Annotated in this window: 13 protein-coding genes and 1 pseudogene; 8 read left to right on the forward strand and 6 right to left on the reverse strand. The window is 61.0% G+C overall.

From position 1 onward, the window contains the following. Positions 1 to 104 precede the first annotated feature (104 nt). Positions 105 to 1,043 (reverse strand): hypothetical protein, encoded by a 939-nt coding sequence (locus ACMXYH_RS19155; protein WP_415764495.1) that lies wholly within the window; start codon positions 1,041 to 1,043, stop codon positions 105 to 107. Positions 1,044 to 1,420: 377 nt separating this feature from the next. Between ACMXYH_RS19155 and ACMXYH_RS19160 the strand changes: the two genes are divergently transcribed. Together ACMXYH_RS19160 and ACMXYH_RS19165 are read left to right on the forward strand one after the other, a co-directional pair. Beyond that, positions 1,421 to 2,104 (forward strand): response regulator transcription factor, encoded by a 684-nt coding sequence (locus ACMXYH_RS19160; protein ID WP_134418632.1) that lies wholly within the window; start codon positions 1,421 to 1,423, stop codon positions 2,102 to 2,104. After that, positions 2,082 to 3,476, forward strand: a complete 1,395-nt coding sequence (locus ACMXYH_RS19165; protein ID WP_134418633.1) for a sensor histidine kinase — start codon at positions 2,082 to 2,084, stop codon at positions 3,474 to 3,476. Before ACMXYH_RS19160 ends, ACMXYH_RS19165 begins: the two co-directional genes overlap by 23 nt. Before the next feature lie 134 nt (positions 3,477 to 3,610). Here the strand turns inward: ACMXYH_RS19165 and ACMXYH_RS19170 are convergent, their stop codons facing one another. From ACMXYH_RS19170 to ACMXYH_RS19180, 3 genes and pseudogenes are all read right to left on the reverse strand, one after another. Further along, on the reverse strand, positions 3,611 to 4,363 hold the full coding sequence (locus ACMXYH_RS19170) for an HvfC family RiPP maturation protein (RefSeq protein WP_415764496.1): 753 nt from the start codon (positions 4,361 to 4,363) through the stop codon (positions 3,611 to 3,613). After that, a complete protein-coding gene (locus ACMXYH_RS19175; protein ID WP_415764497.1) occupies positions 4,356 to 5,195 on the reverse strand; it encodes an HvfB family MNIO-type RiPP peptide maturase in 840 nt (279 codons plus the stop codon). The genes ACMXYH_RS19170 and ACMXYH_RS19175 overlap by 8 nt, the downstream gene beginning before the upstream one ends. 144 nt (positions 5,196 to 5,339) lie before the next feature. Further along, positions 5,340 to 6,674, reverse strand: a pseudogene (locus ACMXYH_RS19180) (acetamidase/formamidase family protein). Between the two features lie 425 nt (positions 6,675 to 7,099). Here ACMXYH_RS19180 and ACMXYH_RS19185 point away from each other — a divergent pair. Next, a complete protein-coding gene (locus ACMXYH_RS19185; RefSeq protein ID WP_415764498.1) occupies positions 7,100 to 8,146 on the forward strand; it encodes a class I SAM-dependent methyltransferase in 1,047 nt (348 codons plus the stop codon). 141 nt (positions 8,147 to 8,287) lie between these two features. Next, on the forward strand, positions 8,288 to 9,130 hold the full coding sequence (locus ACMXYH_RS19190) for an NAD-dependent protein deacetylase (protein WP_415764499.1): 843 nt from the start codon (positions 8,288 to 8,290) through the stop codon (positions 9,128 to 9,130). Between the two features lie 123 nt (positions 9,131 to 9,253). On the opposite strand, the gene ACMXYH_RS19195 is transcribed toward ACMXYH_RS19190, so the two are convergent. Beyond that, positions 9,254 to 10,156 carry a LysR family transcriptional regulator gene (locus tag ACMXYH_RS19195; RefSeq protein WP_415764500.1) on the reverse strand — a complete coding sequence of 301 codons (903 nt, stop codon included), beginning with the start codon at positions 10,154 to 10,156 and terminating at the stop codon, positions 9,254 to 9,256. A gap of 223 nt (positions 10,157 to 10,379) precedes the next feature. Between ACMXYH_RS19195 and ACMXYH_RS19200 the strand changes: the two genes are divergently transcribed. Genes ACMXYH_RS19200 through ACMXYH_RS19210 form a run of 3 tightly spaced genes read left to right on the forward strand, consistent with a single transcriptional unit; the run spans position 10,380 to position 12,973 of the window. Next, positions 10,380 to 11,078, forward strand: coding sequence for a CoA transferase subunit A (locus ACMXYH_RS19200; RefSeq protein ID WP_129443355.1), 699 nt, complete (start codon positions 10,380 to 10,382; stop codon positions 11,076 to 11,078). A gap of 36 nt (positions 11,079 to 11,114) precedes the next feature. After that, a complete protein-coding gene (locus ACMXYH_RS19205) occupies positions 11,115 to 11,780 on the forward strand; it encodes a CoA transferase subunit B (RefSeq protein ID WP_129443353.1) in 666 nt (221 codons plus the stop codon). 11 nt (positions 11,781 to 11,791) lie between these two features. Next, complete coding sequence (locus ACMXYH_RS19210; RefSeq protein WP_134418641.1) at positions 11,792 to 12,973, forward strand: acetyl-CoA C-acetyltransferase; 1,182 nt, start codon at positions 11,792 to 11,794, stop codon at positions 12,971 to 12,973. 100 nt (positions 12,974 to 13,073) lie between these two features. Here ACMXYH_RS19210 and ACMXYH_RS19215 read toward each other — a convergent pair whose 3' ends face one another. After that, entirely contained in the window at positions 13,074 to 13,676 is a 603-nt protein-coding gene (locus ACMXYH_RS19215) for an NADPH-dependent F420 reductase (RefSeq protein ID WP_415764501.1), read from the reverse strand. A gap of 110 nt (positions 13,677 to 13,786) precedes the next feature. Here ACMXYH_RS19215 and ACMXYH_RS19220 point away from each other — a divergent pair, with 110 nt between their 5' ends. Continuing rightward, positions 13,787 to 14,689: a LysR family transcriptional regulator gene (locus ACMXYH_RS19220; RefSeq protein ID WP_415764502.1), complete on the forward strand. Its 903-nt coding sequence runs from the start codon at positions 13,787 to 13,789 to the stop codon at positions 14,687 to 14,689. The last annotated feature ends 64 nt before the right edge of the window (positions 14,690 to 14,753 follow it).

A 14,753-nucleotide genomic window follows, 5' to 3' on the forward strand; every position in this document is an offset into this window, starting at 1 on the left:
TGCCCCAGCGTAAGTCAGTGCATGAACAGGGCGATCAGGATGATGATCGGGATCGGTACGCCGAGAAAGAACAGCAGTAGTGAGCGCATGGTAGTTCTCCTGGGTTAGCGAACAGGCTGTGAAGTGGTGGTCACGTAAGCGTCGGATTCCAGATACACCACGGCATCCCGACGACGGCCGCCAAAGGTTGCAGCGAGGCTGGCGAAAAACGCACCGATCAGCAGCGCAATGAACATCCACAGTGAAGTCCAGGCAGCGACTTTGGCGGCGGTGTCGGCGGCTTGTTGGGCGGCGAGTTTGGCGTCGGCCACGGCTTTTTGCGTGCGGGCATACACTTCATCAACGCGACGTTCCGCGTCCGCTTGAGTGAGGTTGGTCCGTTGGGCAACCAGTTGCGCCAGGTAGGTGCGGTCTTCGGCTGCCAGTTGACCGTCGTTGCTCAGGCTGCGCACGAAGATGCGCGTCACAGTGCCACGAACGGCATCATCACTGACCGCCTCCGGGCGATCATCGCGCAACAGGCTGTCGACGAAGTAACCGTACTGGTCACTGGCAGTGTTGCCGACAGCCGTGCCGGCTGCTTGAGTCGCGGCACTCGCGGCGCCACCGACCATGCTCGCCCCGGCCTGCACGCCACCGCTGACAATGCTGCTGACCGAGCCGACCACCAGCGTCGCCGTCACCAGCGTTGCCACGCACCAGGCCAGAAAGCCATGGGCGGTGTCACGGAAGTAAACCTCATCACCGTGCATGTACGCCCACTTCACCCGCAGACGACCGGCGATGTAACCGCCAAGCCCGGAAGCCACGATTTGCGTAGCCGCCAGCCAGACAATCGTTGAAATGCCCAGGCCCTTGGCGCTCACCCCTTCATTGGCCCACGGCGACACCGCCGAAAAACCCAGGCCAAAGCCGAGCAGCACGAGAATCAACGACAACGCCGCCGCCGCAGCGGCCCCCGCGAAGATCGCCCCCCACGACACGCCAGAGAGCGTGCTGGTTTCTTCGAGGGCAGGATAGAAACCATCAGAGGATCTATTCATTGTTATATCGCTCCAGGCAGGAAAGATGGTGTTACAACTCTTCAACGGAGGAATTGCAGTCACCGTGCCAGTCGCCAACTTTAAATAAATCGCTGATTTTCAATAAGTTATAAAGTTTGAACTTCCAATGGCCATGCAATTTGCAAGGAAGCGGTCTGTAGCGGCGGGTTTTATGCATTGACCGGGAGCGGTGTTTTCAATGGAAAAATCAAAAGATCGCAGCCTTCGGCAGCTCCTACATTTAGAACGCGATCGAATGTAGGAGCTGCCGAAGGCTGCGATCTTTTCGATGCACATGAAGTTTTATTTAGAAAGCCTGCCATCATTTCTTGGCAAAATGCCGCTCAACGTTGAGTACTCCTAATCAGGCCCGCCCTATGACCCGCATCTTGACCATCGAAGACGACGCCGTGACGGCCCGGGAAATCGTCGCCGAATTGAGCAGCCACGGCCTCGACGTGGATTGGGTCGACAACGGCCGCGAAGGTCTGGCGCGCGCAGTCAGCGGCAACTACGACCTGATCACCCTCGACCGCATGCTGCCCGAGCTCGATGGTCTGGCGATTGTCACCACGTTGCGGACCATGGGCGTGGCCACGCCGATTCTGATGATCAGCGCCCTATCCGACGTCGATGAGCGTGTGCGCGGCTTGCGCGCGGGCGGTGACGATTACCTGACCAAACCGTTCGCCACCGATGAAATGGCCGCCCGGGTCGAAGTCCTTCTGCGCCGGCAGAACACCGTGACCGCCCAGGCCACCACGCTGCGGGTGGCGGATCTGGAGCTGAACCTGATCAGCCATGAAGCCAGCCGCGACAGTCAGCTGCTGACGCTGTTGCCCACCGAGTACAAGCTGCTGGAATTCCTGATGCGCAACACCGGGCAGATTCTGTCGCGGATGATGATTTTCGAAGAGGTCTGGGGTTACCACTTCGACCCCGGCACCAACCTGATCGACGTGCACATCGGCCGGCTGCGCAAGAAGATCGACCCGCCAGGCAATGTCCCACTGATACGGACCGTGCGAGGCTCGGGTTATGTCATTGCTGAACCCCTCTAACGGCTGGCGCTCATCCAGCAGCCGTTTGCTGGCGCTCTACAGTTCGCTGTTCGTGCTCTGGAGCGGGATTCTCATGGGGGTCATGTACTACGAGGTTTCCGCTTACCTGGACAACCTGGCCAAACATTCGCTGATGCAACGTCAGCATTTGTTTTCGCACTTTCAGGGCGAACAATTGGCGGACGCCCTCGCCGTCAGCATGACCTTCGACATTCGCGGCATCGACGCTTATGGCCTGTTCGATACTCAGTACCGCTACCTCAGCGGTGCGCTGCGCCACATGCCCGAAGGCCTGCCGCTGGATGGCAAAATCCACATGCTCGGCGACTGCGCCGAATCTGACGACCCAAGCCTGCCCGCCGACAGTTGCGACGCGGTAGCGACCCAGACGAAGGACGGTCGCTGGCTCGTGCTGGTGCGGGATAACGGTTCGTTGTTTGCCGTGACCCGGATCATTCTTCACGCTTTGTTCTGGGGGGTGACGCTGACCATCTTGCCCGGTATCGCTGGTTGGCACCTGTTGCGGCGGCGTCCGTTGCGGCGGATTCGTGCGATCCAGGCCAGCGCCGAGGCCATCGTCGCCGGCGACCTGACCCGCCGTCTGCCATTGTCCAATCGCCGCGATGAGCTGGACATGCTCGCCGCCATCGTCAACGCCATGCTCGAACGTATCGAACGCTTGATGAACGAGGTCAAGGGCGTCTGCGACAACATCGCCCACGACCTGCGCACGCCGCTGACGCGCCTGCGGGCGCAGCTGTACCGGATTCAGCAACAGGCTGATGAGGGTTCGACGCTGGCGGTCCAACTGGACTCAGTGCTCGGTGAAGCGGACACCTTGATGGCGCGCTTTCGAGGGTTGTTGCGGATTTCCGAGCTGGAAGATCGTCAGCGCCGTTCGGGTTTTGTGCAGCTGGATCCGGTGCCGTTGTTGCAAGAGCTGCACGACTTTTATCTGCCGTTGGCGGAAGAAGGCGAACTGGTTTTCAAGCTGCAACTGCCGGAGTCGTTGCCTTCGCTGAACGGTGATCGAGCGTTGTTGTTTGAGGCGGTGGCGAATTTGCTGAGCAACTCGATCAAGTTCACGCCGCCGGGTGGCGAGGTGATTTTGCGGGGGGTCAATGAGGGTGGGCGTACGCGGATCGAAGTGCTCGATTCGGGGTCCGGGATTCCGGAGGCAGAGCGGGAGGCGGTGTTTCAGCGCTTTTATCGTGCCGATGGTGGTAATCAGAAAAGCGGGTTTGGGTTGGGGCTGTCGATCGTTGCGGCGATTGTGAGCCTGCATGGGTTTACGCTTGAAGTCGGTACTAGTGAACTCGGCGGTGCGCGGTTAGTGCTGGATTGCCAGCAAAGCTTGATTCCCCAGACCTGACGCTAACTCAAGAACAAAGTAGATCCCTGTGGGAGCGAGCTTGCTCGCGATAGCGGTTTTTCAGTTGACACGGATGTTGCCTGGCCCGCTGCCATCGCGAGCAAGCTCGCTCCCACAGGGGATTGGTGGTGTTTTCAGTAGCCCACCACCCCTTCTTCATGCATCTGCTGCAGTAATGCCAAGCCGCTCGCCATAAACTCCGGCGACCTAGCCATCCCCGCCTCCACCGCCAATCCTTCCAGCTGCTCACGCCCGTCGAGTTGAGGAAATTCCTCAATCCGCTGCAACAACCGCCAGGCCAACGGGCTCAGCGCAGAAAACTTCACACTCCAGTCCTCAGCCCGACGCACCAGCAGCAACGCTGGCTGAGCCGGCGCTGTCTCCGGTTGATAATCCGGCCCCACCAACTGCACCGGCCAGGCATACGCCAACGGCCAGGCCAGCGGCGAAACCTGCAACGGTCGGTCCAGCAACAACCCGGCATCGCTCAGCGGCAACGGTTCCGCCTCGGATTGCTGCAACGCCATCTCGATCCACTCGTAATGCGCCAGCTCCACCATGAACGGCGGCCACGACCCTTCGATTAACGCTTGCGGTTCCGAGGCCAGGAACTCGACAAACTCCTTGGCGATCTCGCCGAATTTCGGCGTGTGCGCGCGGTAGTCGCGCAGGAAAATCCGTACCAGTGAACGCCAGTGTTCATCACCGAGAATCTTGATCAGCACCGGAAAAGTCCCGCTGAGCAACGACGACAGGTTCGCGAAAATCAGGTCTCGGTAAACCTGCGCCCGTGTCACGTCCATTTCAGCCGGTGGCGCGCAATGATCGGGATCGCGCAGGTAAAGGCCCAGGGTGTTTTGCTGCTGAAACAGGCTCGGCTTATCCACGGCTCACCCCCTTGGTTTGCAGACGGCGAATGGTCTGTAACTCGGCCACCAGTTCGGAAAATGCCGGAAAGTTGAAATCCCGTTCCAGCAGCGTAGGCTGCGCGCCGAACCGGGCGTAAGCCTCAGCCAGCAACGACCAGACCACCGGTTTGACCGAAGCGCCGTGGGTGTCGATTTTCAACGTGTCGGACTCATCGAAATGCCCGGCCACGTGCATGGCCACCACCCGGCCCGAATCGATGCCGGCCAGAAAGGTCTGCGGATTGAAACCGTGATTGATCGAGTTGACGTAGACATTGTTGACGTCCAGCAGCAGGTCGCAATCGGCTTCGCGCAGCACCGCGTTGGTGAAGGTCATCTCGTCCATATCCTGTTGTGGCGCGGCGTAGTAGGAGACGTTTTCCACCGCCAGACGCCGACCAAGAATGTCCTGTGCCTGGCGAATTCGCGCGGCGACGTGATGCACCGCTTCTTCGGTAAAGGGCAGCGGCAGCAGGTCGTAAAGGTGACCGTCATCGCTGCAGTAGCTCAAGTGTTCGCTGTACAGCGGCACCTTGTATTGATCGAGGAAAACCCGGACCTCTTGCAGAAAGCCGACATCCAGCGGTGCCGGGCCGCCCAATGACAGGGACAAGCCATGACAGGACAACGGAAAACGCTCGGCCAAGGCACGCAGCGCATGACCATGAGCACCACCGATGCCGATCCAGTTTTCCGGCGCGACTTCCAGAAAATCGAAATCGCCCACACGGGCTGCCTGAAGGTCTTTCATTAAACCGCGACGCAAACCGAGCCCGACGGTCGCCTTCGCTGATGTGATGGGGGTCTGCATGATCTCGATCTCAATGATTGTCAGAACGGAATCACAGTTAACCGAAAGGGTGTATCGGGTCTGTGTTCCACTCCGGCAGAAAATCGAAGCGGTTGTATCGCCCGCGGGTCTGTACACACTGTGGTACAGACCCGCCGTTGCGCGTTAAGCCAGGTCGTACTTCTCGCGTACCAGATGGCCTATGCCGATGCGATCCAGCACGGTCATCGGGCACAGGAATGTCACGCGCACGGTGCCCGGCAAGCGGCTGATGTCGATCGAGCCGGTGATGGTCGCGCGGTTGAGCACTTCGTCGTACGGCAGACCGGTGACCGAGGCGGCGCGTTTCAAGCCGTTCTCTACCGCGACGTTGAGGTTCTCGCCGCTGCCGATAAAGGTGATCGGCCCGCTCTGCTCGATGTCGTGCTGACCCCAGCGCTCGCCCAGCTCGCGGACTTTCTGCCGCTGCTGGGCATTCATCGGCCGGGCCATGGGCGGCAAGTCGTCGAGGTTTTGCAGCAGGATCGGCCCTTCCAGCGTCAGGTTCTTCACCACTTCCACCACCACTTCGGTTTCCCCGGAGCAGTCGGTGGCATGCCCGGCGATCTCGCCGTTGCCCTGCTGGGCGTGCATGTCGCCCATGTACACGCCGGCGCCTGGCACCTTGACCGGGCAGATCAACACGCAGCCCTCGCGAATCGAGTTGGTGTCCATGTGGCCGTCAGTCTTGGCCGCGTGCAGTTCTTCGCGAGTCATGCCAAGCGGTGCGGCGCGCTGATCAGGTATTGGCCAAAATCGGCGCAGTTGTGGGAGTCGGGCAAATCACGGGACGGCGTGGTGCCGATGTTGCCAAGGAACGGCCGCATGTGCGCCGCCACACCGGGGATGTCGGCGCGCGCCAGGGACAGGATCGAATGCTGCGCGGCGAACTCCGGCAGCGCCGACATCTCGGCTGCGTTACCGGCCAGTTGGTTGGCGACGTCCTGATTGACGGTCAGGCTGACCTGATTCTGCGCATCGAACACGATCACGTAGCCGTGGCTGAAGCGAAACGCGCTGACTTCGGCGCCACAGGTGTTACAGCGAATCGAATCCTCACCGATGCCTTCGACATGGCTGGCCGGATGCTCGGTGCCGCACTTGGCGCAGAATTTTGAGCCGAACGGATCGCCGTGGTAGCGACCTCCAACGAAGCTCATCACCCCGGACGAAGTGGCCAGCGAGGTGACGCGCATGCTTTTGATCTTGATCGCCACCGCGTCGCCGATTTCCGCACCGGCAATGGCCACCGGTTGCGTCACTTCGTGGCCACCCTCGAAGGCCGGCGTGATCATCGGCCCCCAAACAACCCGGCGGTGTGCCGGTGATCAGGGTGCCGCCGTCGGCCAGTGGCCCGAGCATCGGCTGGCTTGGGCCGATGATGCCGCTGGTGTAGTGGTCGACGCGCAGGCGATTGACGGGTGTGGGTTTCATGTCGGTTTCAGGCAGGAGCGTGGTCATTGTTGTCCCCTTCACGGTGTATAGGGTGCCAAATGGCCTACGCAGTTCATCGCAGGTTTGTATCTTGTCTGTGTTCGGCAGTGACCCTGAGTTAGCGGGCACTGTATCGAGACGGGGGTTGGATACAGTGAGATACACAACACAAATCCCTTGTGGGAGCGGGCTTGCTCGCGAAAGCGGTGTTTCGGTCGACAATGATGTTGCCTGGCCCACCGCTTTCGCGAGCAAGCCCGCTCCCCACAGGGGTTTGAGTGTGAACCAGGAAAATGGGCTTTCGTCGCTCCAGGCAGCGGTGCACGGACCCCGGACTAAACTTAGTGCACGCAGGGCGTGCTTATCGTCCTGTTCATTCCCACGACCACCGCCCAGAGGTGATCGCCTCAACAAGGCCTCTGGACTGTGATCCTGCTGAAGGAGCACACGTAATGGACGAGGCCAGACTCAATGATTTCATGGGCAAACTGGTGAACGACATGGGCGGCGCGGCGATGCTCGCCAACGTCATCCTCGGCGAAGAGCTCGGACTGTACCGGGCCATGGCCGACAGTCAGCCAGTCACCCCTGAAGCCCTCGCTGACAAAACCGGCTGCAACCCCCGCCTGCTGCGCGAATGGCTCAGCGCCCACGCCGCTTCCGGTTACATGGAACACCGCGACGGCCAGTTCCGCCTGCCCGAAGAGCAGGCCCTGGCGTTGGCGATCGAAGACTCACCGGTCTATATCGCGGGTGGCGTCGGGGTGGTTGCATCGTTTTTCCATGACAAGGACAAACTGGTCAAAGCCATGCGCGGCGACGGTGCCCTCGCCTGGGGCGATCACCATCCGTGCATGTTCAGCGGCACGGAGCGGTTCTTCCGGCCAGGTTATAAAGCGCACTTGGTCGCCGAATGGCTGCCTGCGCTCGAAGGCGTGGTGGCCAAACTGGAGGCTGGCGCCAAGGTGGCGGATATCGGCTGCGGCCACGGCGCATCTACCGTGGTCATGGCCCAGTCGTTTCCGGATTCGCGGTTCGTCGGTTTCGACTACCACGCGCCCTCCGTCACCGTCGCCACCCAGCGTGCTGAAGAAGGTGGCGTGGCCGGGCGGGCGCGGTTCTTCGAGGGCACGGCAAAAAACTTCCCCGGCGACGACTATGACCTGGTCTGCTACTTCGACTGCCTGCACGACATGGGCGATCCGGTGGGCGCGGCGCGGCACGCTTATGACGCGCTAAAACCGGACGGCACGGTGCTGCTGGTAGAACCGTTCGCCAACGACTCGCTCGACGACAACACCACTCCCGTTGGCCGCTTGTTCTACGCCGCTTCGACCTTCATCTGCACCCCGAACTCGCTGTCCCAGGAAGTCGGCCTCGGGCTCGGCGCCCAGGCTGGCGAGGCGCGGCTACGCAAGGTGTTCACCGAGGCGGGGTTCAAGACATTCCGTCGGGCCACGGAAACACCGTTCAACCTGATTCTGGAGGCGCGTAAGTAAACACCGCTGACGGCTGACGGTCTACTGTAGGAGCTGCCGAAGGCTGCGATCTTTTGATCTAGATTTGGCGATGCTGAAATCGCTGAAGATCAAAAGATCGCAGCCTTCGGCAGCTCCTACAGGCCCTCCGGAGTGTGGAACATGCTCGACAGCCTCATCCGCGAACAACTTCACCGCCTTCAGCAGTTAATGGCCGACCAGCCGTTTGTGGTCCTGACCGGCGCGGGCATCAGCACTCCGTCGGGCATTCCGGACTACCGCGACAACCAGGGCGTGCGGCGTGGCCGGCAACCGATGATGTATCAGGAGTTTCTCTCGGCCCCCGAATCCCGGCGACGCTATTGGGCTCGGGCGATGCTCGGTTGGCCGCGGGTGCGCCAGGCCCAGCCGAATGTGGCCCATGAGGCCTTGGCCAGTTTGCAAAGTTCGCAGCAGATCAGCGGGCTGATCACTCAAAACGTCGACACCCTGCACGACCAGGCCGGCAGCCATGACGTCATCGAACTTCACGGCAGCCTGCACCGGGTGTTGTGCCTGGACTGCGGAAAACGCAGCGAACGGGATTCGATCCAGCAACTGATGGAAGCGCAGAATCCGTATCTGGCCGGCGTGGATGCGGTGCAAGCCCCGGACGGTGACACGCTGCTGGATGCGGCGTTTGAGGCGCGGTTTCAGGTGCCGCATTGCCCGCACTGCGCGGGTGAGCGGATGAAGCCGGACGTGGTGTTTTTTGGCGAGAACGTGGCGCAGGCGACGGCGGCCAAAGCGATGGCGGCGGTCGAAAAGGCTGCGGGGTTGCTGGTGGTGGGGTCTTCGTTGATGGCGTATTCGGCGTTTCGGTTGTGCCGGGCGGTGGCGGATCAGGGGAAACCGTTGATTGCGATTAATCTGGGGAAGACTCGGGCGGATGACATCCTCGATTTGAAAATAGAGGCGTCGTGCGAGCGGCTGCTTCCATTACTGGTTCAGCAACTGACCACTTAAAAACTGACGGAACTCAAACCCTGTGGGAGCGGGCTTGCTCGCGAAGAGGCCTGCACATTCAACATTAATGTTGACTGACAAACCGCTTTCGCGAGCAAGCCCGCTCCCACATTGGCCTGTGTTTCATCGCGCAGAAAGGCGCTGGCTCAGGTTTTCTTCTTTGAGGATGTCGAACAGCGCCTGAGCCGCCGCCGACAATTCAACTCCAGGCTTGGTCAACACCCCAATCGCCCGCTCCACCACCGGATCGCGCAAGGTAATGCACCGCGCCCCGAGTTCCAGCATCTGCCCGACACACAGCGCCGGTACTGCACTCACCCCCAACCCGCTCGCCACCATCCGCCCAACCGTCGCCAACTGATGGCTTTCAAACTCCACCGGCAATTTCATCCCACGCGCCTGCAAGTGTTCTTCCAGCATCACCCGAACCGTCGATGGACGTTGCAAGGTGATGAACGGTTCCTTGAGCAAGGTCTGCCAATCGATGTCTTCCCGTTCGGCAAAAGGAGAATCCTTCGGCACAACGGCCACAAACCGGTCCATGTACAACGGCGTGAATGCAAGCGATGAACTTTGAGTCGGCTCAAACGCCACCCCCAGCTCAACCTGCCGATCACGCACCATCTCCAGCACCTGCTCGTTGATCACGTCATTCACCGTGACATTGACCTTGGGATAGCGCGCGCGGAAGGTTTTCAGGATCGGCGGCAGCAGGTTGCCGGCAAACGACGGCATCGCCGCCAAGGTCACGCGACCGCGCTGGAGGGTAAAGCGTTGCCGCAGCTCATCCTCGGCATTGTCCCAGTCGGCAATCAGACGACGCGCCAGTGGCACCAGCGATTCACCTTCCGCGGTCAGCGCGACATTTCGCGTGTTGCGGGTGAACAGGCGCCCACCCAGCCCTTCTTCCAGTGCCTTGATGGTCAGGCTCAACGCCGATTGCGACAGGTGCAATCGCTCGCAGGCCACGGCGAAACTCAAACTTTGGGCCACGGCCAGGAATGCGCGGATCTGCTTGACTGTCATGTGCGAGTTGCTCCAGTAGTTAGGAGCACGGCTTGCCCGCGATGGCTTCCTTGAAATCGCCATCGTCGGATCGCCGCCCGGAACAAGCTCGCTCCCACAGGGGTTATTGGTGAGTTTTATCTATCAATCAACCTTAAAAATCAACTTAACAAATGAATACTGCGGCGAGACACTTCATCCTATACGGCTAGCCAGCCGCCCACAAAGAATAAAAGAGGTGCATATGGCAGGTTTCGACAAGCGCGTGAGTTCCTACGAGGAAGCCCTTGCAGGTCTTGAAGACGGCATGACCGTGATCGCCGGCGGCTTCGGTCTGTGCGGGATCCCGGAAAACCTCATCGCCGAGATCAAGCGCAAAGGCACGCGTGACCTCACCGTGGTTTCCAACAACTGCGGCGTCGACGGTTTCGGCCTCGGCGTGCTGCTGACCGACCGCCAGATCAGCAAAGTCGTCGCCTCCTACGTCGGCGAAAACAAGCTGTTCGAAGAGCAACTGCTCAAAGGCGAAATCGAAGTGGTCCTGACCCCCCAAGGCACCCTCGCCGAAAAAATGCGCGCTGGCGGTGCCGGCATCCCCGCTTTCTTCACCGCCACCGGCGTCGGCACTCCCGTTGCCGACGGCAAGGAAGTGCGCGAATTCCACGGTCGCAAGTACCTGATGGAAGAATCCATCACCGGTGACTTCGCCATCGTCAAAGGCTGGAAAGCCGACCATTTCGGCAACGTCATCTATCGCCACACCGCCCAGAACTTCAACCCGCTGGCCGCCACTGCCGGCAAGATCACAGTGGTCGAAGTCGAAGAAATCGTCGAACCCGGCGAGCTGGACCCGGCGCAGATCCACACCCCAGGCATCTACGTCGACCGGGTCATTTGCGGCACGTTCGAGAAGCGCATCGAACAGCGCACCGTGCGTAAGTGATCCCCTGCCCCCGGACCGAATGAAGGAATAACAACAATGGCACTTTCCCGCGAACAAATGGCTCAACGCGTCGCCCGCGAAATGCAGGACGGCTTCTACGTGAACCTGGGCATCGGCATTCCGACCCTGGTCGCCAACTACATCCCGGAAGGCATGGAAGTCATGCTGCAGTCGGAAAACGGCCTGCTGGGCATGGGTCCCTTTCCTACTGAAGAAACCATCGATGCCGACATGATCAACGCCGGCAAACAAACCGTGACCGCGCGTATCGGCGCGTCGATCTTTTCCTCGGCCGAGTCCTTCGCGATGATCCGCGGTGGTCATGTCGACCTGACCGTGCTGGGCGCCTTTGAAGTAGACGTGCAAGGCAACATCGCCTCGTGGATGATCCCCGGCAAGCTGGTCAAGGGCATGGGCGGCGCCATGGACCTGGTGGCCGGCGCAGACAACATCATTGTCATCATGACCCACGCGTCCAAGGACGGTGAGTCCAAGCTCCTGTCCAAATGCAGCCTGCCGCTGACCGGCGCCGGCTGCATCAAGCGTGTGCTGACCGACCTGGCTTACCTGGAAATCGAAAACGGCGCGTTCATTCTCAAGGAACGCGCACCGGGCGTCAGCGTCGAGGAGATTGTCGCCAAGACCGCCGGTAAACTGATCGTGCCGGATCACGTTCCGCAAATGCAGTTCGCTGCCCAGTGAGGAATCATTCCATGCAAGAAGTCGTCATTGTCGCCGCCACCCGTACCGCCATCGGCAGTTTCCAGGGTGCCCTGGCCAACGTGTCCGCGGTTGATCTCGGTGCCGCGGTGATCCGTCAGTTGCTGGCGCAAACCGGCCTGGACGTAGCTGAAGTCGATGAAGTGATCATGGGCCAGGTGTTGACCGCCGGCGCCGGGCAAAACCCTGCCCGCCAGTCCGCGATCAAGGCCGGCCTGCCCTTCACCGTGCCTGCGATGACCCTGAACAAGGTTTGCGGCTCGGGCCTGAAAGCGCTGCACCTGGCCACTCAGGCGATTCGCTGCGGCGATGCCGACGTGATCATTGCCGGCGGCCAGGAAAACATGAGCCTGTCCAATTACGTCATGCCCGGCGCCCGCACCGGCCTGCGCATGGGTCACGCGCAAATCGTCGACACCATGATCAGCGACGGCCTGTGGGATGCGTTCAACGATTACCACATGGGCATTACCGCCGAGAACCTGGCCGAGAAGTACAGCCTGACTCGCGAGCAACAAGACGCCTTCGCCGCGGCCTCGCAGCAAAAAGCCACGGCCGCCATCGAAGCCGGGCGTTTTGCCGACGAGATCACGCCGATCCTGATTCCTCAGCGCAAGGGCGATCCGCTGTCCTTCGTCACCGATGAACAGCCGCGGGCCGGCACCACGGCTGAAGCGCTGGGCAAACTGAAACCCGCCTTCAAAAAGGACGGTTCGGTCACCGCTGGTAACGCCTCCTCCCTGAACGACGGTGCTGCCGCCGTGATCCTGATGAGCGCCGAAAAAGCCAAGGCCCTCGGCCTGCCCGTGCTGGCGAAAATCGCGGCTTACGCCAATGCGGGCGTAGACCCGGCGATCATGGGCATCGGCCCAGTCAGCGCGACTCGTCGTTGCCTGGACAAGGCCGGCTGGTCCATCGACCAACTGGACCTGATCGAAGCCAACGAAGCCTTCGCTGCGCAATCCCTGGCAGTGGCCAAGGATCTGGAATGGGACCTGAACAAGGTCAACGTCAACGGCGGCGCTATCGCCCTGGGCCACCCGATCGGTGCGTCGGGCTGCCGAGTACTGGTGACTCTGCTGCATGAAATGATCAAGCGTGACGCCAAGAAAGGCCTCGCCACCCTGTGCATCGGTGGTGGTCAGGGCGTGGCACTGGCGATCGAACGGGCGTAAAGCGTTCAACAGACGGCGCGGGGACCCACGAATATCCGTTCGCCGTCTGGCAAAACACCCGGTGCGACTCACGTCGCACCGGGTTCTTTTTGTCTGGTCGTCAGGCAAATTTCACCAGATTCAGCACCGGCAGCGGACCGCCTGGAAACTGCGCCAGCCGCGCCCCGACGCTCAATTCCCCAAGATCAATCCCGAAGAAGCCCAGCTGTTCGATCAGCGCTGCCACTTGAGCTTTTGCATCGGCATCATCACCCGAAAGAAACAGCACCCGCCGCCCGCCCTCCGCTGCCGGATCGCTTTCCAGAAAACGCGCCTGAAGGTGATTGAACGCCTTCACCACCCGCGCACAGGGCACCCATTCGGCAAACACTTCGCTGGAGGTGCGGCCCTGCAAATCCACCGCCTTGAACGACGGTGCCTCAATTGAGTTGTTGGCGTCGATGACAATCCGTCCGCCAAAATCCGGCAGACCGGCGAGCGCGGTCGGCAACTTCGACCAGTTGACCGCGACCAGCACGATGGCTTGTGCGGCGGCCTCCTCGCGGGTCCCGGCACGCGCCGTTGGCCCGAGTTCTGCCACCAGCGAGGCCAGGCTTTGCGGCCCACGGCTGTTGGCGATAACTACTTCAATGCCTTGACGCGACAGTGCTCTGGCAAAGGCTGCGCCGATTGCGCCGGCGCCGATGATTCCGATGGTGCTCATGGTTGTTCACTCCGTGGTTTGTCGATGGAGTGATACTGCGCTTGCCATTAGCGCTTGATTAGCGGGTAATGTTTTGAATGATTTTCAAGCATGACTAGCAGGTGCCTGCCATGGAAACCCTCGCCAACCTCGAATCTTTCGTCCGCAGTGCCGAAACCGGCAGTTTTTCCGCCGCCGCACGGGTGCTCGCGCTGACCCCTGCCGCTGTCAGCCGCAACGTGGCCATGCTTGAACGCAACATCGGCGTGCGGCTGTTCCAGCGCTCGACCCGCAAGCTGTCCCTGACCGAAGCCGGGGAACGCTTTCTGACGAGTATCGGTGTCAATCTGGAAGCGTTACAGACAGCGATCAGCGCGGTAAGCAGCGACCAAGGCGAGCCGGCGGGCGTGCTCAAAGTCAGCCTCGCGCCGACGTTTGGCATCGGTCATGTCTTGCCGCTGCTGCCGGCGTTCCTGGCGCGCTACCCGCTGATTCGCCCGGAATGGCACTTCGAAAACCGCCCTGTGGATTTGATTGCCGAAGGGTATGACGCGGCCATTGGCGGCGGCTTCAAGTTGACGCCCGGTGTGGTGTCGCGGACGTTGGCGGCGGCGCATGTGGTGGCGGTCGCCTCTCCCGCCTACCTCGCGGGACGCAGCCTGCCCGACAGTCCGGCGGACCTGTCCGGACACACCGGCATCGTGATGCGCGGCACCCGCACCGGGCGGATTCGCCAATGGCTGATGCACGATGGTGCGGGCAACGAAGCACCGGCCAATTTGAACGAACACATTGTGCTCAATGACCCGGCCGCCATGCGCGAAGCGGCGATACTCGGCCTGGGCGTGACCCTGCTGGTATTGCCGGATGTGCTGGCGCATATCCAGCGTGGCGAACTGGCGCGCCTGCTGCCCGACTGGCACGCCGACGCGGGACCGATTTCGCTGTATTACCCGAGTCGGACGTTGATGCCGGCCAAGACTCGGGTGTTCATCGATTTTGTGGTCGAGGCGTTTAAGAGGGAGACTGCGTAATCGTTCTTCGCGAGCAAGCCCGCTCCCACATTGGATTTTCTGCGCACACAAATTCTGTGAATGA

It is taken from the genome of Pseudomonas frigoris, from assembly GCF_047758635.1.
GTDB lineage: Bacteria > Pseudomonadota > Gammaproteobacteria > Pseudomonadales > Pseudomonadaceae > Aquipseudomonas > Aquipseudomonas frigoris.